Consider the following 19,375-nt stretch of genomic DNA (forward strand, 5'->3'; position numbering starts at 1 on the left):
TTTAGGTTCTCAACTCGCTATTCATTTAAACCTGTAACAAGTGCCTTCAACCCTGCTTATGCCACCGCCTGCTGCGCGGCCAACTGCTTGGCCTGCTCACGCAAGACAAACTTCTGCACCTTGCCGGTGCTGGTTTTCGGCAGGCTGGTGAACACCACGCAACCCGGCACCTTGAAACGCGCCATGCGCTGCTGACAGAAGGCGATCACCTCCTCGGCGGTCAGCTCGGCACCCGGCTTAAGGGTGACGAAGGCGCACGGCGTTTCGCCCCATTTGGCGTGGGCCATGGCCACCACGGCGGCTTCGAGTATCAGCGGATGGCGATACAGCACGTCTTCCACCTCGATGGATGAGATGTTCTCGCCGCCGGAGATGATGATGTCCTTGCTGCGATCCTTGATCTCCACATAACCATCGGCATGCCATACCGCCAGGTCGCCGGAGTGGAACCAGCCTCCGGCAAAGGCTTCGGCAGTGGCCGATGGGTTTTTCAGGTAGCCCTTCATCACCACGTTGCCGCGCATCATGATCTCGCCGATGGTCTGGCCATCTTTCGGCACCGGTTGCAGGGTATCCGGGTCGGCCACCATCAGGCCGTCGAGCAGCGGCGCACGCACGCCCTGGCGGGATTTGAGCCGCGCGCGCTGCTCCGGGCTTTCACTGTCCCACTCGGCTTTCCACTCGCAGGCGACGCTGGGGCCGTAGGTTTCGGTCAAGCCGTAGACGTGGGTGACGCGGAACTCCAGCGCCTCCATGGCTTCGATCACTGCCGCGGGTGGCGCGGCACCGGCGGTGAGCACTTTCACCGGCTGGGTCTTCAGCGCTTTCAGCGCCTCATCGGCGTTAGCCAGCATATTCAGCACGATGGGCGCACCGCAGAAATGGTCGACGCCATGCTCGGCAATCGCCGGGTAGATGGCCTCGGCGCGCACATGGCGCAGACACACGTTAACCCCGACATAGGCGGCCAGCGCCCAGGGGAAGCACCAGCCATTGCAGTGGAACATCGGCAGCGTCCACAGGTACACCGGGAAGCGGCTCATGTCCCAGCACATGGCGTTGGACAGCGCATTCAGGTGTGCGCCACGGTGGTGATACACCACGCCCTTGGGGTTACCGGTGGTGCCGGAGGTGTAATTGAGGGAGATCGCCTGCCACTCATCGGCGGGCAACTGCCAGGGGTAGTCCGGGTCACCTTCGGCCAGCAGCGCCTCGTACTCCAGCTGACCGATCAGCAGACCTTCGGCATATTCTGGGTCGTCGATGCCAATCACCAGCGGCGGCTGCGGCAGGTGGCCGACCACGCGCTGGGCCAGCTCGCCGAACTCCTTGTCCACCAGCAGCACCTTGGCCTCGCCATGCTGCAGGATAAAAGCGATGGCTTCGGCATCCAGACGGGTGTTGATGGCATTCAGCACCGCACCACACATCGGCACGCCGAAGTGCGCTTCGAACATCGCCGGGCCGTTGGGCGCGATCACCGCCACCGTGTCGCCCAGGCCGATGCCGCGCTGGGCCAGGGCCGAGGCCAGACGAATACTGCGGCTGTAGGTTTCACCCCAGGTCTGGCGCAGGCTGCCATTGATCAGCGCCAGGCGCTGCGGATAGACGCTGGCGGCGCGCTCAAGAAAGCTCAGCGGGCTGAGTGCCTGAAAATTTGCCGCATCGCGGGGCATGCCGTACTCGTATGGATTGACGCTGTGCATTGTTGTTCTCCAGCTGGGTCTTTATACGCAGAGACCATAACAGTCGTAAGGTTTTAGCGATGCGCTACCTTGGTCGAAACCGTGACTTGCAAGTCAGCAATCACGTCAGCATAGGCATCCGAACAGCCATGCTGGTTGCTTAATTGCGGTGCAATAACCGCCGCAGAGCGCTCCAGCCTGTGTGACAAGCCTCCATAGCTTTATCTCGGCTTGTCTGGCGCCCTCTTTTCAAGGAGTTATCGAGTGACCTCACGCTTACCTGTGATCGTTGGTTTTGGTGGCTATAACGCGGCCGGGCGCAGCTCGTTTCACCATGGCTTCCGCCGTACCGTGATCGAATCCATGGACACCTCCGCACGTCAGCAGACCCTGGCCGGTCTGGCGGTAATGATGAAACTGGTCAAGGTGTTCGACGGTAGCTATCAGGACAATGAAGGTAACAGCCTGAGCCTGGCCGAGATCGACAGCCGCTTCGCCGAGCAGATTCTCGCTTCGACCCTGGTGCGCCGGATCGAGAAGCAACACTTGGATGTCGACGCCGCGCACTGGCAGAAAACCATCGATATCAGCGCCACCGCCGGTCAACCGCTGAGTTTTATCACCCTGCGTAAACACCTGCCGGACCCACTGCCGTCGGATTGGACAGTGGACGAGCTGAACGCCAGCGAAGTGCTGGTAACCCTGCACGACAACTGCGAATTCAAGGTCGACAGCTACCGCACCCTGCCGGTGAAATCCGCCGGGCAGCTGCCCAGCGGCTTTGAGCCGAGCGAGCTGTACAACGCGCGCTTCCATCCGCGCGGCCTGGCCATGACCATAGTCGGCGTCACCGACGCGCTGCGCGCCACCGGCATCGACTGGCAGACCATCATGCAGCACGTGGCCCCCGATGAAGTCGCGGTGTTCGCCGGCAGCATCATGAGTCAGCTGGATGAAAACGGCTTTGGCGGCCTGATGCAGTCGCGCCTCAAGGGCGGACGTGTCACCGCCAAACAGCTGGCCCTGGGCCTGAACACCATGCCGGCGGACTTTATCAACGCCTATGTACTGGGCAGCGTCGGCACCACCGGCAGCGTCACCGGGGCATGCGCCACCTTCCTTTATAACCTGCAGAAAGGCATAGAACTGATCAGTTCGGGTAAGGCGCGGGTGGCCATCGTCGGCAACAGCGAAGCGCCAATCAATCAGGAATGCATCGAGGGCTACGGCGCCATGGGCGCGCTGGCCACCGAAGATGGCCTACGGCAGATCGAAGGCAATGAACAGGTCGATTTCCGCCGTGCCAGCCGCCCATTTGGCGAGAACTGCGGCTTTACCCTGGCCGAAGCCTGCCAGTTCGTGGTGCTGATGGACGACGCCCTGGCCCTGGAGCTGGGCGCGGATATCCACGGCGCGGTGCCGGATGTGTTTATCAACGCCGACGGCTTCAAGAAATCCATTTCCGCCCCTGGTCCGGGCAACTACCTGACCGTGGCCAAGGCGGTGGCCAGCGCCGTGCAACTGCTGGGCATCGATGCGGTGCGTGAGCGCAGCTTTGTGCATGCCCACGGCTCCAGCACCCCGGCCAACCGCGTTACTGAATCGGAAATTCTCGACCGCATCGCCAGCGCCTTTGCCATCGAGCAGTGGCCGGTCACCGCAGTGAAAGCCTTTGTCGGCCATTCCTTGGCCACCGCCAGCGGCGACCAGCTGATCTCCGCCCTGGGCAGTTTCAAGTACGGCATCATCCCAGGGATCAAGACCATCGACGCCGTGGCCGAAGACGTGCATCAACAGCACCTGAGCTTCGCCACCAACGACCGCGCCCGCGCCCCCGAGCAGCTCGACGTCTGCTTTATCAACTCCAAGGGTTTTGGCGGCAACAACGCCAGCGCCCTGCTGCTGGCGCCGCATGTGGCCGAACGCATGCTGCGCAAACGCCATGGTGAAGCGGCGTTTGCCGCCTACCTGCAGCGCCGCGAGGCCACCCGCGCCACCGCCCAAGCCTACGACGCGCAAGCACTGCTGGGGGATTTGGGGATCATCTATAACTTCGGCAACGACCTGATCGACGACCAGCAGATCGAGATCAACTGCGAGCAAATCAAGGTGCCGGGCTTCGCCCAGCCGCTGGTGTTCAAGAAGGACGAACGCTACGGCGATATGCTCGAATAAGCCAAGCCGGAATGCGATTTGTAGGAGCGGAGGGAACGCCTAGTTCCATGCCCGCGACCAAGCCCATCGCGGGCATGGCCCGCTCCTACAGTTTTATGCCGCCGGTTTATCCAACTACGTAGGATGGGTTGAGCGAAGCGATACCCATCATCCAAGCCAAACGGCCCGCTGCTTAATCCAGCGCGCGGGCCAGCTGAATCAGTTCGGCGCGCCAGGCGGCAGCCGCCGGCAGCGCCAGAAAGTACGGGTTTAGCAAGGATTCGCGCGCCTCATAGGTCAGTGCCTCGCCCTTGAGCGTCAGCACTTCACCACCCGCCCCTTCCAGCACACCCTGCGCCGCAGCAGTGTCCCACTGTGAGGTCGGTGCCAAGCGCGGGTAGCAATCGGCGTTGCCTTCGGCCAGCTGGCAGAACTTCAGCGAGCTGCCGACACTGGCCAGTTGCAGATCCCCAAAGCGCTCACTCAAGCCGGCCAGCAGCGCCTCCTGCGCGGGGCTGGAATGACGCCGACTGGCCACCAGGGTAAAGGCCTCCTGCGGGGCCAGACGCACGCTGATCGGCTCAGCCTTGCCCGCTTTATCCTCTCGCCAGGCGCCCAGACCGGCGCCGCCGTAATAGCACTGGCCGGTGGCCGGGATGCCGACCACGCCAAAAACCACACGGCCTTGCTCGATCAACGCGACGTTGACGGTGAACTCTTCGCTGCCGGCAATAAACTCCTTGGTGCCATCCAGCGGATCGACCAGCCACCAACGGTTCCAATGCTCGCGCTCGCTCATCGCGATATCGGCCGCCTCTTCAGAAAGCACGGGGATATCTGGGACGAGTGCCAGCAGGCCGTCATTAAGAATATGGTGCGCGGCCAGATCGGCGGCTGTAACCGGCGAGGCATCGGCTTTTTCATTAACCGTCACATCGGTGCGCCAATACGGCAGCGTCGCAGCACCAGCTTCACGGACCAATTCGATGACTGCAGGAATCAGAGGATGGCTCGTGGCTTGGCTCATTGTTTAAAGATCCCACGCTGAGTCAGCACATCACGGGCCAGGTACAGCGCAGCCAGGGCGCGGCCTTCGGTAAATTGCGGATGCTGGATCAGGCTAGACAGCTCGCGCAGGCTGGTCTTGTCGACGCGCATCGGCTCCGGCTCATCGCCCGGCAGGCGTTCTTCATATAACCCCGAGGCCAATACCACCTGAATCTTCTGGCTCATATAACCCGGCGACAGGCTTAGCTCGGCCAGCAGTTCCATATGCTGCGCGCCAAAGCCGGCTTCTTCCTTTAGCTCGCGGTTGGCCGCTTCCAGCACGTCCTCGCCCGGTTCGATCAGGCCCTTGGGCAGCGACAACTGGTAGTCATCGGTGCCGCCGCAATATTCCTCGACCAGCAGCGCGTGCTCGTTATCGACCATCGCCACCACCATCACCGCGCCATAACCTGAACCCTTGCCCACCAATCGCTCATAGGTGCGTTCCACGCCGTTGCTGAAGCGCAGCTGCAGCTCCTCGACACGGAACAGGCGGCTGCTGGCGACGATTTCGCGAGCGAGTACGGTGGGTTTCTGACGCATGGGGCGGCTCCTGGGCAGGACATAGCGGGTTATCATAACGCGGCTTTTCCTATTATCTGCGTAGGAGATTGCGCGATCACGACGCCCAAGGCGCAAATCGCGACGCCCTACGCATCAGCCCGAAGAACTGCGCATGCCCTCGTTGCCCTGGAACGCCATCGACACCGTCCTGCTGGATATGGACGGCACCCTGCTCGACCTGCACTTCGACAACCACTTCTGGTTGCAGCACCTGCCGCAGCGCTATGCCGAGCATCATGGCGTCAGCCGTGCGCTGGCCGAAGCCGAGCTGCTGCCGCTGTTCCGCGAGCATGCCGGCACGCTCAACTGGTACTGCACGGATTTCTGGAGCCGCGAGCTGAACCTGTCGATTCGCGACCTCAAGCGCGAAGTGGCGCACCTGATCGCCCTGCGCCCGGATGCCGACACCTTTATCCAGGCCCTGCGCCACGCCGGCAAACAGGTGGTGCTGATCACCAATGCACACCGCGATTCGCTGTCGCTGAAACTGGAGCGGATCGAGCTGGCGCCTTATTTCGACCGGTTGATCAGCTCCCACGACTACGGTTTCCCCAAGGAAGACCAGCAGTTCTGGCACGCCCTGCAGCAGGACATCAACTTCAACCCGGCGCGCAGTCTGTTTATCGACGACAGCCTGCCAATTCTGCGCAGCGCCGGGCGCTTTGGCGTCGGCCAGCTGCTCGCCGTGCGCCAGCCCGATAGCCAGGCGGGGCCGAAAGACACCGAGGAGTTTGCTGCGGTCGAGGATTACCGGGCGTTACTGCAAAACCTGTAGCCGGCTGGAAGCCGCGAGCTTTATCAGCCTGGCATCTTCCCCGGATGGCATCCGGGCTACTGGCTATCTCGCCGGGCTGTAGACCCGCGGCGCGCTGTGATGCGGCAGGTGGATCAGGTTGAGCCGGTGCTCGCGCGCCCAGCGCACACTGAGGTTGGTCGGTGCCGAGAGGCTGACCAGGGTGGCGAACTCGCCGCGCACCGCCTTGTGAATCAGCTCCAGGCTGCAGCGGCTGGTGATCACCACGAAACCTTGGCGCGCGCTAAGGCCTTGCTGGTGCAGGGCGCCGATCAACTTGTCCAGGGCGTTGTGCCGGCCGATATCCTCGCGGCACAGGCCGATTTCGCCGAGCGGATCGACGTACAGCGCGGCATGCAGGGCGCCGCTGTGGCGCGCCAGGCTCTGCACGCTGGCAATGCGCGCGCGCAGCTCACGCAAATGTGCGGCCGGCGGCAGCGGGCTGGCTGACAGCGCTGTGAGTTGCGGTAGCGCCTGCTCCAGCGCCGCCACCCCACACAGGCCGCAACCGCTGGTGCCGGCCAGCTGCCGACGCTGCTGCTTGAGCGCCCAGAACGCCCGATTGCTGATCTGCACCTCGGCGTTGAGGGCGTCGCCGCGGCGCGTGACGCGGATGTCATAGATATCCTCGACGCTATCGACCACCGCGCTGCTCAGGCTAAAGCCGACCACAAAGTCCTCGATAGCCGATGGCGAGACCATCATCACCGCATAACTGATGCCGTTGTAGGCGATCGCCAGGGCGCATTCCTCGGCCAGCATGGCGCTGCCGACCTGCTCGGCCTGATCCAGTTCGACATAGGCATAGGCGTCCTGCGCCGGGTGGGCGGCGCGATCATCGGCGAGCGGACGGGGAGCACGGTGTGACATGTGATGCGGATTCCTCGCGATGAAGCGTAGGGTGGATCACGCTTTACCGATCCACCGTGGTGCTGCAATGGTGGATGAAAAGAGCGTCATCCGCCCTACGCCGAACCGGGACTTCATGGTTGCGGCTGTCTGGTGCGCACAGCGCACCCTACACTGCTCGTGCGGCCAGCGGTTCGAGCTGTTGGCGATGGGTTTGCATCGCCTCGAGCACAAAGGCGCTCAGCCCTTCGCCGCCGCAGGCATCCAGATGGGCACAGAGCGCGGTGCGCATCTGCGGGTCCCACTGGCGCTTGAGGTGCAGGGCGAAGTCGTCCTGCGCCTGCTGCGGATCGGGCTGGGAGGCGAAGAAGGCACCGATCTGGTTGGCCATCTTGATCAGTTGTGTGGCGTTCATGCCCATTTGGCAATCCTCCAAGGCAGGGCCGTGATCATAGCTGCACCACCTTGATCTGCGGCAGCAGGTCGAGCTGCTCGTGGGTGAAGGCCTGGAACTCATTCTGCCACTGCGACGGCGCCTCGACCTTGCTGATCTGCACGGCGGTGACCTTGTATTCCGGGCAGTTGGTGGCCCAGTCGGAGTTGTCGGTGGTGATCACGTTGGCGCCGGACTCCGGGTGATGGAAGGTGGTGTAAACAATCCCCGGCTGCACCCGCTCGGTGATGATCGCGCGCATCGCCGTCTCGCCGGCGCGGCTGTTGATCGACACCCAGTCGCCGTCGTTGATCCCGCGGTCCTCGGCATCCACCGGATGGATCTCCAAACGGTCCTCGGCATGCCAGGCGCCGTTGGCGGTACGCCGGGTCTGCGCGCCGACGTTGTACTGCGAGAGGATGCGCCCGGTGGTCAGGATCAGCGGGCGCTTGCGCGAGGTACGCTCCTCGGTCGGGATGTACTCGGTGACCATAAAGCGGCCCTTGCCGCGCACGAAGGCGTCCTCGTGCATGATCGGCGTACCGTCCGGCGCGTCGTCGTTGCACGGCCACTGGATGCTGCCCATACGGTCGAGCTTGGCGTAGCTGACCCCGGTGAAGGTCGGGGTCAGGCTGGCGATCTCGTCCATGATTTGCGACGGGTGCGTGTAGTTCATCGGGTAGCCGAGGGCGTTGGACAGCGCCACCGTCACTTCCCAGTCTTCCTTGCCAGCCAGCGCCGGCATCACCTTGCGCACCGGCGAGATGCGTCGCTCGGCGTTGGTGAAGGTGCCGTTCTTCTCCAGGAAGGAAGCACCGGGCAGGAATACATGGGCGAACTTGGCGGTTTCGTTGAGGAACAGGTCCTGCACCACCACGCACTCCATGGCCTTGAGCGCATCGGTGACGTGCTGGGTGTCCGGGTCGGACTGCGCCGGATCCTCGCCCTGAATGTAGATGCCCTTGAAGGTGCCGGCATGCGCGGCGGCCAGCATATTGGGGATGCGCAGACCCGGCTCATCGAGCAGGCTGACGCCCCAGGATTGTTCGAACTGTGCCCGCGCCTGCGCATCGGAGACGTGGCGGTAGCCGGGCAGTTCATGGGGGAAGGAACCCATGTCGCAGGAGCCCTGCACGTTGTTCTGCCCGCGCAGCGGGTTCACGCCCACGCCGGCGCGGCCGATATTGCCAGTGGCCATGGCCAGGTTGGCGATCGCCATCACGGTCGAGGAACCCTGGCTGTGCTCGGTCACGCCCAGGCCGTAGTAGATCGCCGCGTTGCCGCCGGTGGAGTACAGGCGCGCCGCGGCGCGTACGCTGGCGGCCGGCACGCCGGTCAGCTCTGCCATGGCCTCGGGGCTATGCCGCGGCTCGGCGACGAAGGCGCGCCATTGTTCGAAGGCCTCGCCCTCGCAGCGCTCGGCGACGAAGGCCTCGTTGACCAGACTTTCAGTGACGATCACATGGGCCAGGCTATTGAGCAGGGCGACGTTGCTGCCCGGGCGCAACTGCAGGTGATGGTCGGCCTTGACGTGCGGGCCGCGCACCAAGTCGATGCCGCGCGGGTCGGCGACGATCAGTTTGGCACCCTCACGCAGGCGGCGCTTGAGCTGCGAGCCGAACACCGGGTGGCCGTCGGTGGGGTTGGCACCGATAACCAGCACCACGTCGGCGGCCAGCACCGAGTCGAAATCCTGGGTGCCGGCGGATTCGCCGAGGGTGACCTTGAGGCCGTAGCCGGTCGGCGAATGGCAGACCCGCGCGCAGGTGTCGACGTTGTTGTTGCCGAAGGCGGCGCGCACCAGTTTCTGCACCAGGTAGGCCTCTTCGTTGGTGCAGCGCGAGGAGGTCAGGCCGCCGACCGAATTGCGGCCGTACTTCGCTTGGATATCCTTGAAACGCTGAGCGGTGTAGGCGATCGCCTCGTCCCAGCTCACCGTGCGCCAGGCGTCATGGATGCTTTCACGGATCATCGGCGCGGCGATGCGATCCGGGTGGGTGGCGTAACCCCAGGCGAAACGGCCCTTGACGCAGGAGTGTCCATGGTTGGCGTGGCCGTCCTTGTTCGGCACCATGCGCACCACTTCGTTGCCCTTGATCTCGGCCTTGAACGAGCAACCGACGCCGCAATAGGCGCAGGTGGTGGTCACGCTGCGCTCGGCCTGGCCCATCTCGATCACCGACTTTTCCATCAGTGTGGCGGTCGGGCAGGCCTGCACGCAGGCGCCGCAGGACACGCACTCGGAGTCGAGGAAGTCTTCGTTCTGCCCGGCGCTGACCTGCGAGTCGAAGCCACGGCCGCTGATGGTCAGGGCGAAGGTGCCCTGCACTTCTTCGCAGGCGCGCACGCAGCGGTTGCAGACGATGCACTTGGCCGGGTCGAAGGTGAAATAGGGGTTGGATTCGTCCTTGGCCTCGGCCAGGTGGGTCTTCACCGGGTCGTAACGCACCTCGCGCAGGCCGACCACGCCGGCCATGTCCTGCAACTCGCAGTTGCCGTTGGCCGAGCAGGTCAGGCAGTCCAGCGGGTGATCGGAGATATACAGCTCCATGGTGCCGCGGCGCAGTTCGGCGAGTTTCGGGCTCTGCGTGCGCACCTTCATGCCCGGCTCCACCGGGGTGGTGCAGGACGCCGGATAACCGCGCCGGCCTTCGATTTCCACGGTGCACAGGCGGCACGAGCCGAACGGCTCCAGGCTGTCGCTGGCGCACAGCTTGGGCACCGAAATGCCCGCTTCTTGCGCGGCGCGCATCACCGAGGTGCCAGCTGGCACGGTGATGGCGGTGCCATCGATTTCCACCGTTACCGGAGCGCCGGTGCGGGCGGGGGTTCCGTAGTCGAGTTCACGAAACAGGGCCATGGGGGCGTCTCCGGATCAGCGGGCTTCGGTGGCGTCGGAAGGCGCCCCGAAGTCCTCGGGAAAATGATTGATGGCACTCAGCACCGGGTAAGGCGTCATGCCGCCGAGGGCGCAGAGCGAGGCACCGAGCATGGTGTCGCAGAGGCTCTTGAGCAGCTCGATGCGTCCCGGCTGCGGGCCTTCGGAACGGGCCACGATGATCTGTTCGAGCAGCTCTTCGCCGCGGGTCGAGCCGATCCGGCAGGGCGTGCACTTGCCGCAGGATTCAATGGCGCAGAACTCCATGGCGTAGCGCGCCATGTCGGCCATATCGACGCTGTCGTCGAACACCACGATGCCGCCGTGGCCGAGCACCGCGCCCAGCGCAGCGAAGGCCTCGTAGTCCAGCGGCGTGTCGAATTGCGACTCGGGCAGGTAGGCACCCAGCGGGCCGCCGACCTGCACCGCGCGGATCGGCCGGCCCGTGGCCGAACCGCCGCCGTAGTCGTAGAGCAGTTCGCGCAGGGTGATGCCGAAGGCCAGTTCGATCAGGCCGCCGCGGGCGATGTTGCCGGTCAGCTGGATCGGCAAGGTGCCAAGGGAGCGGCCCATGCCGAAGTCGCGGTAGTAGGCGCCGCCCTTGTCGAGGATGATCGGCACCGAGGCCAGGGAGATCACGTTGTTGATCACCGTCGGCTGGCCGAACAGGCCCTCGATGGCCGGCAGCGGCGGCTTGGGCCGCACCTCGCCGCGCTTGCCTTCGAGGCTTTCCAGCAGCGAGGTTTCCTCACCGCAGACATAGGCCCCGGCACCGCGGCGCAGGTGCAGATGGAAACGCTGACCGCTGCCGAGGATGTCGTCGCCCAGATAGCCCTCGGCATAGGCCGTGGCGATGGTCGCCTTGAGCGCCGCCTCGGCATGCGGGTATTCCGAGCGCAGGTAGATATAGCCCTCGGTGGCCCCGACGGCCAGGGCGGCGATGGTCATGCCCTCAATCAGCACGAAGGGGTCGTCCTCCATCACCATGCGGTCGGAGAAGGTGCCGGAATCGCCCTCGTCGGCGTTACAGACGATGTATTTCTGCGCAGCCTCGCAGCCGGCCACGGTGCGCCACTTGATCCCGGTGGGGAAAGCCGCGCCACCGCGCCCGCGTAGGCCGGAGTCGAGCACTTCGGCGATGATCGCCTCAGAGCCGATTTCCAGCGCACGCCTGAGGCCGCGATAGCCGTCGTGAGCGATATAGTCAGCCAGCGACAGCGGATCGGTGATCCCGGCGCGGGCGAAGGTCAGGCGCTGCTGACGCTTGAGGTAGTCGATCTCCTCGGTCAGGCCGAGCGCCAGCGGATGCTCCCCGCCGTCGAGGAAATCGGCGTCGAACAATCCAGCAACGTCGCGGGCCTTGACCGAGGCATAGGCCACACGCCCAGCCGCGGTGGCGACCTCGACCAGCGGCTCTAGCCAGAACAACCCGCGCGAACCGTTGCGCACCAGGCGCACCTCGATATTGCGCGCAGCAGCCTCGGCGACTATGGCCCGGGCCACCCGGTCGGCACCCAGGCTGATGGCGCTGGCGTCGCGCGGCACATAAACGGTGATGGGCGAACTCATAGCCGCGCCTCCTGTTCTTCCAACAACTCCAGCAGATCCTCGGCATCGACCCGACCGTGCAGCTCACCATTGAGCAAGGCGCTCGGCGCACAGGCGCAGTTGCCCAGGCAGTACACCGCCTCCAGGGTCAGGCTGCCGTCGGCGCGGGTCTCGCCCAGTTGCAGGCCGAGCTTCTCCTGCAGCTCATGGGTCAGCGCCTTGGCGCCCATCGACTGGCAGGCCTCGGCCTGGCACAGCTTGAGGTGCACACGCCCCGGCGGGCTGGCGCGAAAATCATGGTAGAAGCTGACCACCCCGTGCACCTCGGCACGCGACAGACAGAGGTCCTCGGCGATCAGCGGCAGCACCTCGGGCGGCACCGCGCCAAGACGATCCTGGATGTCGTGAAGAATGGGCAGCAGCGCGCCCGGTTCGTCGCGATGCGCCGCCAGCACCTCGCGGGTGACAGTCTGGTACTGCGCAAGATCGGTATGCGGGGCAAGCTTGGCCATGTTTCGAGGCTCCGGCCGTTGTGCTGGGGACTGCCAATCACCGCCGAACGTGTCCGGCCAGTGATTGGGCGACCTATCAGGCGCACAACATATGAAATTGAGTTCTTATTTGCAGGGCATGTAAATCACGTGCAGCCAAGCTAACATGCACTTACACCGCATCAAATATGAAGCAGATAGCATATGATCCGTATCGAGATTCAACCGCATTGGCGCTTTCACCAAACCGATGGCAGCAGCCTCGATCCCCAGGGCATGAGCCTGCTGCAAAACGTCCACGACAGCGGCAAATTGACCGAGGCCGCCGCCCGCAGCGGCTACTCCTACCGGCATGCCTGGAATCTGCTGGGCAAGTGGCAGGCGTTCTTCGGCAGCCCGCTGATCGAGCTGCAGCGCGGCAAGGGCGCGCACCTCACCAGCCTCGGGGAAAAACTGCTGCGCGCCGACCAACGCATCCGCGCACGCCTGACCCCGCAGCTGGACAACCTCGCCGGCGAGCTGGAGATCGAGCTTAACCGCGCGCTGCAGGAAACCCGTCCCGGCCTGCGCATCCACGCCAGCCATGGCTTCGCCGTGGCGGCGCTGCGCGAATGGCTGGAACAGGACAGCCGCTGGCAGTGGGAGCTGCAGTTTCGCAGCGGCGTCGAGGCGATGCTCTCGCTGCAACGCCGCGACTGCGACCTGGCCGGCCTGCACGTGCCGTCCGGGCCGCTGGGCAACCTGAGCATGGCGCGCATCCAGCCCTGGCTGCGTGACGAGCACCGGGTAATTACCTTCGTCGTGCGCACCCAGGGCCTGATCCTCGCCCCCGGCAATCCGCTGGCCATCAGTGGTCTGGCCGACCTGCAGCGCAGCGGCCTGCGCCTGGTCAACCGCGAGCAGGGCTCGGGCACGCGCATGCTGTTGGAAAGCCTGTTGCAACAGGCGCAGATCGACAGCGCCAACATCGACGGTTTCCATAACGAGGAATACACCCACGCCGCGGTGGCCGCCTACGTCGCCAGTGGCATGGCCGATGTCGGTTTCGGCGTCGAAGCGGCGGCACGCATGTTCGGCCTGGCCTTTATCCCCATGGCCCGCGAACACTACTGTTTGCTCTGCCATCAGGACAGCCTGGCGCTGCCGGCCATGGGCGCCCTGCTCGAGGTGTTGCAACACCCGGAATTCCAGGCGCGCATCGGCCAGTTGCCGGGTTACGCCCTGAGCCGCCCCGGCGAGGTGCTGCCGCTCGCCCAGGCGCTGGAACAGTGGAGTCGCGAGAGCCTGCTGGAGTAGGCGCCAAGCGCGCAACGCCCGATCCCGCCACTGTGGGCGTTCTGGCGATTCGCAGGGCCACTCGCCGCAGGCAGTGCAGCGTGGATCAATACCATGCTCGATTTCTCGGGCTGCCGCTTTCCGTATAGGAACACGCCATGCGTACGAATCGCCGGCATGGCCGGCGCCTACAAGCCGATGGCTAGCGGCGCATGGATCTCAATAAAGTCGCATCTTGCCTCGAAGGCTGGGAAGTCCCTGACCCGCCTTGGAGCAACGAGCTGTGACCAGCCAATTGTTAAAAAGTTCTTCATTTAAAACAGTAACTTACACAAACGCGCCGCTCGTCGGCAGACGCTTGCCAGGCCTGCCCGCCAACCCCAGCATCGCCACCAATTTCACCACTGAGAGCACGTCTCCATGAAGTACATTTCGATGCTTCTACTGAGCCTCGGCTTCGCCGCTGGACAGGCAATGGCCGGCGACACCGGCAAGGTTGCCATCGGCAGCGGCGTCGGCGGCGCCCTGGGCAACGTGATTGGCCAACAGGTTGGCGGCAGTACCGGCGCAGCCATTGGCGCGGGCCTGGGTGGCGCGGCGGGCGGGGTGATTACCGCACGCGATGGTAACAAGACCGAAGCGGCACTGGGCGGTGGCCTCGGTGCTGCCGGTGGCTCGGTAATCGGCAACAAAGTCGGCGGCAGCACCGGCTCGACCATCGGCGCCGGCCTGGGCGGCGCAGCCGGTGGCGCGCTGGCCAATGAATACGCCGGCGGCAGCGAGCGAGATCGCGGCCACTACCACGGCAAGAAACACAAAAAGCATAAAAAGCACAAACACCACTAAGTGCCGAGTGCTGACCGCAAAAAGCCGCTTGATAGCGGCTTTTTGCTTTTGGGGCGCCCGCCTACACCACCGGCTCTAGCAGCACTGTCAGCGCCGCGCGCAACTTCTCGGGGATACTCACCGGACGATTGCTGCTGCGGTCGACAAAAACATGCACAAAACGCCCGGCGGCACAGGCCTCGTCTTCATCGGACTTGAACACCGCCAGTTCGTACTGCACCGAACTATTGCCTAGTTTGCCGACCCGCAGGCCGATCTCAATGCGCTCGGGAAAGGCGATGGAGGCGAAGTAGTCGCAGCTGGAGCTGACCACGAAACCCACCACCTCACCGTTATGGATATCCAGGTCGCCAACCTCGATCAGGTAGGTGTTCACCGCGCTGTCGAAGAAGCTGTAGTAGGTGACGTTGTTGACGTGACCGTAGACATCGTTGTCATGCCAGCGCGTGGTAATCGGCTGGAAATGCCGGTAGTCGCTGCGCAGGTGCTGGGGTTGGCTCATCGGAAGTCCTTGAAGTTAGCGAGGCAGCTCAATAAGCCACCTGATAGATGGCCAGGGCATGGGCCTCAGTCATTTCCCGCGGGTTATTCACCAGCAGGCGCTGTTGCTGCATGGCGTCGCGGGCCAGCGTTGCCAGCATGTCTTGCGGCACGCCGGCATCACGCAGGCATGTGGGCAGGCCGCTGCGCACGCTGAAATCGGCCAGTGCACCAATAAACTGTTCGGTCTGCTGCAATACGCTGCCGGCGCGCAGCTGCTCACCCAGCACCAGCGGCGCCAGCTCGGCATACAGCGGTGCCGCCGAATTAGCGTTGAAGCCCAGCACATGCGGCAGCACCAAGGCATTACTCAGGCCGTGGGGAATATGGAAGTGCCCGCCCAGCGGATAAGCCAGCGCATGCACCGCCGCCACCGGCGCATTGGCAAACGCCTGACCCGCCAGGCAGGAGCCCAGCAGCATGGCCTGGCGCGCCTCACGGTCAAATCCGTCATGCACCACCTTATCCAGGTTGGCCGCCAGCAGGCGCAGCGCTTCGCGGGCTAGCAGGTCGGACAGCGGGTTCTTTTTCAGCGCGCTGGTGTAGGCCTCGATGGCATGCACCATGGCGTCGATACCGGTGGCAGCGGTAACTGCCGGCGGCAGGCCGAGGGTTAGTTCAGCATCCAGCAACGCCAAGTCCGGCAGCAGCAGCGGTGAGACCACGCCCATCTTGGTGGTTGCACCGGTGGTGATAATGGAAATCTGCGTGACCTCCGAGCCGGTGCCGGCGGTGGTCGGCACCAGAATCAATGGCAGGCGCTGACCCCGCGCGTTGCCGACGCCGTAGATCTGCGCCAACTCTTGGCCGCACTCGGGATGCGCCAGCAGCGCCACCAGCTTGGCCACATCCATCGAACTGCCGCCGCCAAAGCCAACGATCAGCTGCGCCTTCAGTGCCCGTGCCTGCTCGACCGCGGCCAGCAGAATGGCCTCGGGTGGATCGGCGACCACCTGATCAAACACCTCGACCGTAAGCTCTGTGCGAGCAAAACCTGGCAGCACCTCGTCAAGCAGGCCAAGCTTGCTGATGCCCGGATCAGTGACGATTAGCACCCGTTGCGCACCGCGCTCGCGGCACAGGTCGGCCAGACGCCGGGACGCACCAATCTCGCAAAGAACCTGCGCAGTGGTGGCAAAGCTAAAGGGCAGCATGGGGTGATCCTCTTGTTGTAATAAATGGCTCGCGCAGCAGCGTGGGTTGCACCCGCGCTACGCGCTTCAGTCAGAAGGCAAAACTCGCCTCATCCATGGCCATTAGGCAGTCTGCCCCCCCCAGCAGAGCCTCGCGATGCGCACTGGCCCGTGGCAACACCCGGCGCAGGTAGAAGTCAGCTGACTGCAGCTTGGCCTGGTAGAACGCCGCTTCGCCGCTGCCCGCCTCCAGGGCATCCTGCGCCCGAGCCGCCGCCTGCAGCCAGAAGCCGGCCAGCAACACATAGGCCGAATACTGGAGGAAATCCACCGACACCGCGCCAATCTCCTGTACATCGCGCTGGCTGGCGGCAAGCACTTCACTGCTTAGCTCGCGCCACTCGCCCAAACGCGCCTGCACCGTTTTAGCCAGCGCGGCCAGGCTCGGACGAACAATCTGGGTATCGCACAATTCACTGAATTCGGCCTGCAGCGCCGACAGTTCGGCACCGCCGTCGCCGAGTACCTTGCGGCGGATATAGTCCAGCGCCTGAATACCGTTGGTGCCTTCATACAGCTGGGTGATACGGCTATCGCGCATCAGTTGCTCAATGCCCCACTCGCGGATAAAGCCGTGGCCGCCATACACCTGCACCGCATGGCTGGCGACTTCCTGGCCCATATCGGTAAAGAAGGCTTTGACGATCGGAATCAACAGCGCCGCGCGCTTGCCGGCGGCCTTGCGCGCAGCGGCGTCCGGATGACCATGCTCAAGGTCGAGCTGACGTGCGCAGTAAGCCGCCAGCATGCGACTGCCTTCGACCAGGCTCTTCTGCGTCAGCAACATGCGCCGCACATCCGGGTGCACGATGATCGGATCGGCCGCCTTGCCCGGCTCGGCAGGCCCTGCCAGGGCGCGCGACTGCAGGCGCTCGCGGGCATAACGCAGCGCCCCTTGGAAGGCCGCCTCGCCAATGCCCAAGCCCTGCAAACCGACCTGAAAGCGCGCGTCGTTCATCATGGTGAACATGCAGGCAAGGCCCTGGTTGGCTGCGCCGATCAGCCAGCCGGTGGCGCCGTCGTAGTTCATCACGCAGGTGGACGCACCCTTGATGCCCATCTTGTGCTCAATAGCGCCACAAGACAGCGCGTTCCGCTCGCCCGGTGTGCCGTCGGCCGCGGCGATAAATTTTGGCACCAACAACAGGCTGATGCCCTTCACCCCGGCCGGAGCGTCCGGCAGGCGCGCCAGCACCAAATGGATGATGTTTTCCGAGAGGTCCTGCTCGCCGCCGCTGATAAAGATCTTGCTGCCACTGACCTTGAAGCTGCCATCGGCCTGCGGCTCTGCCTTGGTGCGCAGCAGCGCCAGGTCGGTGCCGGCCTGGGGCTCTGTGAGGCACATGGTGCCGGTCCATTGGCCACTGACCAGTTTGTGCAGGTAGGTGTCTTTCAGCGTTTCGCTGCCATGTTTGTACAGCGCCAGGACCGCGCCTTCGGTCAGCCCGGAGTAGACCCGGAACGACAGCGAAGCGCCCATCAGCATCTCGTGGAAGTTGCACGCGAGCATCTGCGGCAGCGCCTGACCGCCGTATTCGCTAGGCCCGGTCATGCTCGCCCAGCCGTTGTCGACGTATTGCTGATAGGCCTCGGCAAATCCGTCCGGTGTACTCACCTGACCATCACTCAACTGGCAACCTTGCTCGTCGCTGCTGCGGTTGAGCGGCGCGATTACCTCGGCGGCGTAACGCGCGCCCTCCTCCAGCACGCCGTCGATCAGCTCGCGGTCGAGGCCATTACCGAGCAACTCGCAGTGGCTGCTGATATCGAACAGTTCGTGCAGGACAAAACGCATATCGCGCAACGGGGCCTGGTAGCTCATACCCGGTCCTCCTGCACATCGGCGAAGCGCTGACCGCTGGCCGCCAGTTGTTCAATCAGACGTGCCGGCAGCCAATGCTCACCAAAGGTCGACTGCAACGCCTTCAACCGTTCATGAATGGCCACAACCCCTTGGCCGTCGGCCCAGCTCATCGGCCCGCCTTTATCGGCTGGGAAACCGTAGCCATTGAGGTAGACCAAATCGATGTCATGGCTATTGGCGGCGATATTCTCTTCAAGGATTTTCGCCCCTTCGTTGACCAGCGCCAGTAGGCAACGCTCAAGAATTTCCTCCGGACCAATCTCGCGGCGGACAAACCCGAGCTGCTCGGACACCTGCAGCACCAGAGCATCGACCTCAGGGTCATGCTCGGCCTGACGGCTACCCTCGGCGTAGCGGTAATAGCCCATGCGCGACTTCTGACCGAAACGCCCCAGCTCGCACAGTCGATTGTCGACCTGCACCGCCGGGTCATCCTGGCCCTTGCCGGCCAGCTCGCGGGCGCGCCATTCCAGATCGATGCCGACCACGTCGTACATACGGAAGGGCCCCATAGCAAAGCCGAAGCCCTGCAGCGCAGCATCCACCTGATGGGGGTATGCGCCTTCCAGCAACAACATGCGCGCTTCACGCACATAGGTGTGCAGCATGCGGTTGCCAATGAAGCCGTCGCAGTTACCGGCCACCACGCTGATCTTGCCGATCTTTTGGCCCATCGTTACGGCTGCCTCAAGCACCGCGGGCGCAGTTTTGGCACCGCGGACGATTTCCAGCAGCTTCATGATGTGCGCCGGGCTGAAGAAGTGCAGACCCAGCACCTGCTCTGGGCGCTTGGTGACTGCGGCAATCGCGTCGATATCCAGCGCCGAGGTGTTGCTGGCAAGAATCGCCCCCGGTTTCAGGATGGCGTCCAGGGTGCGGAAAATCTGCTGCTTGAGCTCGAGGTTCTCGTACACCGCCTCGATCACCAGATCGGCATCCGCCAGCGCGGCGTACTCGCCCACCGGGGTGACGCAAGCCAGGCGCGCAGCCGACTGTTCGGCAGTAATCCGCCCGAGCTTGAGGTTATGGGCGTTAGTCTCGGCCACCACCGTCATGGCCTGCTCGAGCATTTGTGGGTTGTTGTCCAGCCACAGCACCTGAATACCGGCGTTGGCCAGGCTCATGACGATACCGCGACCCATGGTGCCCGCGCCGATGACAGCGGCCTGCTGAATGGTGAAAACGGAGTTGCTCATCGAGGACCCTCTGGCTGGA

At 64.0% G+C, this 19,375-nt stretch carries 16 protein-coding genes; 4 read left to right on the top strand and 12 right to left on the bottom strand.

All coding sequences use genetic code 11. The features are described from left to right. Positions 1 to 56 precede the first annotated feature (56 nt). A complete protein-coding gene (locus tag AACX99_RS01135; RefSeq protein ID WP_339409013.1) occupies positions 57 to 1,706 on the bottom strand; it encodes an acyl-CoA synthetase in 1,650 nt (549 codons plus the stop codon). Positions 1,707 to 1,949: 243 nt separating this feature from the next. On the opposite strand from AACX99_RS01135, the gene AACX99_RS01140 reads away from it, so the two are divergent. Further along, positions 1,950 to 3,860, top strand: coding sequence for a beta-ketoacyl synthase (locus tag AACX99_RS01140; protein ID WP_339409014.1), 1,911 nt, complete (start codon positions 1,950 to 1,952; stop codon positions 3,858 to 3,860). 172 nt (positions 3,861 to 4,032) lie between these two features. Here the strand turns inward: AACX99_RS01140 and cysQ are convergent, their stop codons facing one another. Together cysQ and nudE are read right to left on the bottom strand one after the other, a co-directional pair. Beyond that, positions 4,033 to 4,866 (bottom strand): 3'(2'),5'-bisphosphate nucleotidase CysQ, encoded by an 834-nt coding sequence (gene cysQ, locus AACX99_RS01145; protein ID WP_339409015.1) that lies wholly within the window; start codon positions 4,864 to 4,866, stop codon positions 4,033 to 4,035. Then, entirely contained in the window at positions 4,863 to 5,429 is a 567-nt protein-coding gene (nudE, locus tag AACX99_RS01150) for an ADP compounds hydrolase NudE (RefSeq protein WP_339409016.1), read from the bottom strand. The genes cysQ and nudE overlap by 4 nt, the downstream gene beginning before the upstream one ends. Before the next feature lie 133 nt (positions 5,430 to 5,562). On the opposite strand from nudE, the gene yrfG reads away from it, so the two are divergent. Next, positions 5,563 to 6,225, top strand: a complete 663-nt coding sequence (gene yrfG / locus AACX99_RS01155; RefSeq protein ID WP_339409017.1) for a GMP/IMP nucleotidase — start codon at positions 5,563 to 5,565, stop codon at positions 6,223 to 6,225. A 63-nt stretch (positions 6,226 to 6,288) separates the two neighbouring features. On the opposite strand, the gene fdhD is transcribed toward yrfG, so the two are convergent. The 5 genes from fdhD to AACX99_RS01180 all read right to left on the bottom strand — a co-directional run bounded on the left by fdhD (position 6,289) and on the right by AACX99_RS01180 (position 12,463). Further along, the gene (gene fdhD / locus AACX99_RS01160) at positions 6,289 to 7,113 is read right to left on the bottom strand and encodes a formate dehydrogenase accessory sulfurtransferase FdhD (protein ID WP_339409018.1); all 825 of its coding nucleotides are present in this window, start codon (positions 7,111 to 7,113) and stop codon (positions 6,289 to 6,291) included. Between the two features lie 148 nt (positions 7,114 to 7,261). Continuing rightward, on the bottom strand, positions 7,262 to 7,507 hold the full coding sequence (locus tag AACX99_RS01165; protein ID WP_339409019.1) for a formate dehydrogenase subunit delta: 246 nt from the start codon (positions 7,505 to 7,507) through the stop codon (positions 7,262 to 7,264). Positions 7,508 to 7,541: 34 nt separating this feature from the next. Continuing rightward, positions 7,542 to 10,385 (bottom strand): formate dehydrogenase subunit alpha, encoded by a 2,844-nt coding sequence (fdhF, locus tag AACX99_RS01170; protein ID WP_339409020.1) that lies wholly within the window; start codon positions 10,383 to 10,385, stop codon positions 7,542 to 7,544. 15 nt (positions 10,386 to 10,400) lie between these two features. Next, positions 10,401 to 11,972 (bottom strand): formate dehydrogenase beta subunit, encoded by a 1,572-nt coding sequence (locus tag AACX99_RS01175; RefSeq protein ID WP_339409021.1) that lies wholly within the window; start codon positions 11,970 to 11,972, stop codon positions 10,401 to 10,403. Beyond that, complete coding sequence (locus AACX99_RS01180; protein ID WP_339409022.1) at positions 11,969 to 12,463, bottom strand: formate dehydrogenase subunit gamma; 495 nt, start codon at positions 12,461 to 12,463, stop codon at positions 11,969 to 11,971. The genes AACX99_RS01175 and AACX99_RS01180 overlap by 4 nt, the downstream gene beginning before the upstream one ends. A gap of 183 nt (positions 12,464 to 12,646) precedes the next feature. On the opposite strand from AACX99_RS01180, the gene AACX99_RS01185 reads away from it, so the two are divergent. Further along, the gene (locus tag AACX99_RS01185) at positions 12,647 to 13,738 is read left to right on the top strand and encodes a substrate-binding domain-containing protein (protein WP_339409023.1); all 1,092 of its coding nucleotides are present in this window, start codon (positions 12,647 to 12,649) and stop codon (positions 13,736 to 13,738) included. A 414-nt stretch (positions 13,739 to 14,152) separates the two neighbouring features. Continuing rightward, a complete protein-coding gene (locus AACX99_RS01190; RefSeq protein ID WP_445261828.1) occupies positions 14,153 to 14,563 on the top strand; it encodes a hypothetical protein in 411 nt (136 codons plus the stop codon). Between the two features lie 61 nt (positions 14,564 to 14,624). Here AACX99_RS01190 and AACX99_RS01195 read toward each other — a convergent pair whose 3' ends face one another. The 4 genes from AACX99_RS01195 to AACX99_RS01210 form a co-directional block, all read right to left on the bottom strand. Continuing rightward, on the bottom strand, positions 14,625 to 15,065 hold the full coding sequence (locus tag AACX99_RS01195) for an acyl-CoA thioesterase (RefSeq protein WP_339409025.1): 441 nt from the start codon (positions 15,063 to 15,065) through the stop codon (positions 14,625 to 14,627). Between the two features lie 28 nt (positions 15,066 to 15,093). Continuing rightward, the gene (locus AACX99_RS01200; protein WP_339409026.1) at positions 15,094 to 16,257 is read right to left on the bottom strand and encodes an iron-containing alcohol dehydrogenase; all 1,164 of its coding nucleotides are present in this window, start codon (positions 16,255 to 16,257) and stop codon (positions 15,094 to 15,096) included. Positions 16,258 to 16,327: 70 nt separating this feature from the next. Then, complete coding sequence (locus tag AACX99_RS01205; RefSeq protein ID WP_339409027.1) at positions 16,328 to 18,118, bottom strand: acyl-CoA dehydrogenase C-terminal domain-containing protein; 1,791 nt, start codon at positions 18,116 to 18,118, stop codon at positions 16,328 to 16,330. Further along, positions 18,115 to 19,356 carry a 3-hydroxyacyl-CoA dehydrogenase gene (locus AACX99_RS01210; RefSeq protein WP_339409028.1) on the bottom strand — a complete coding sequence of 414 codons (1,242 nt, stop codon included), beginning with the start codon at positions 19,354 to 19,356 and terminating at the stop codon, positions 18,115 to 18,117. Before AACX99_RS01210 ends, AACX99_RS01205 begins: the two co-directional genes overlap by 4 nt. Positions 19,357 to 19,375: the final 19 nt, after the last annotated feature.

Source organism: Pseudomonas sp. EA_35y_Pfl2_R5, assembly GCF_963970805.1.
GTDB lineage: Bacteria > Pseudomonadota > Gammaproteobacteria > Pseudomonadales > Pseudomonadaceae > Aquipseudomonas.

Bases quoted from the DNA above. Each gene is read 5' to 3' on its own strand.
- AACX99_RS01135 (WP_339409013.1), bottom strand. From the start codon at position 1,706: ATGCACAGCGTCAATCCATACGAGTACGGCATGCCCCGCGATGCGGCA.
- AACX99_RS01165 (WP_339409019.1), bottom strand. From the start codon at position 7,507: ATGAACGCCACACAACTGATCAAGATGGCCAACCAGATCGGTGCCTTC.
- cysQ (WP_339409015.1), bottom strand. From the start codon at position 4,866: ATGAGCCAAGCCACGAGCCATCCTCTGATTCCTGCAGTCATCGAATTG.
- AACX99_RS01205 (WP_339409027.1), bottom strand. From the start codon at position 18,118: ATGAGCTACCAGGCCCCGTTGCGCGATATGCGTTTTGTCCTGCACGAA.
- AACX99_RS01180 (WP_339409022.1), bottom strand. From the start codon at position 12,463: ATGGCCAAGCTTGCCCCGCATACCGATCTTGCGCAGTACCAGACTGTC.
- AACX99_RS01185 (WP_339409023.1), top strand. From the start codon at position 12,647: ATGATCCGTATCGAGATTCAACCGCATTGGCGCTTTCACCAAACCGAT.
- nudE (WP_339409016.1), bottom strand. From the start codon at position 5,429: ATGCGTCAGAAACCCACCGTACTCGCTCGCGAAATCGTCGCCAGCAGC.
- AACX99_RS01210 (WP_339409028.1), bottom strand. From the start codon at position 19,356: ATGAGCAACTCCGTTTTCACCATTCAGCAGGCCGCTGTCATCGGCGCG.
- AACX99_RS01190 (WP_445261828.1), top strand. From the start codon at position 14,153: ATGCTTCTACTGAGCCTCGGCTTCGCCGCTGGACAGGCAATGGCCGGC.
- AACX99_RS01195 (WP_339409025.1), bottom strand. From the start codon at position 15,065: ATGAGCCAACCCCAGCACCTGCGCAGCGACTACCGGCATTTCCAGCCG.
- AACX99_RS01200 (WP_339409026.1), bottom strand. From the start codon at position 16,257: ATGCTGCCCTTTAGCTTTGCCACCACTGCGCAGGTTCTTTGCGAGATT.
- AACX99_RS01175 (WP_339409021.1), bottom strand. From the start codon at position 11,972: ATGAGTTCGCCCATCACCGTTTATGTGCCGCGCGACGCCAGCGCCATC.
- yrfG (WP_339409017.1), top strand. From the start codon at position 5,563: ATGCCCTCGTTGCCCTGGAACGCCATCGACACCGTCCTGCTGGATATG.
- fdhD (WP_339409018.1), bottom strand. From the start codon at position 7,113: ATGTCACACCGTGCTCCCCGTCCGCTCGCCGATGATCGCGCCGCCCAC.
- fdhF (WP_339409020.1), bottom strand. From the start codon at position 10,385: ATGGCCCTGTTTCGTGAACTCGACTACGGAACCCCCGCCCGCACCGGC.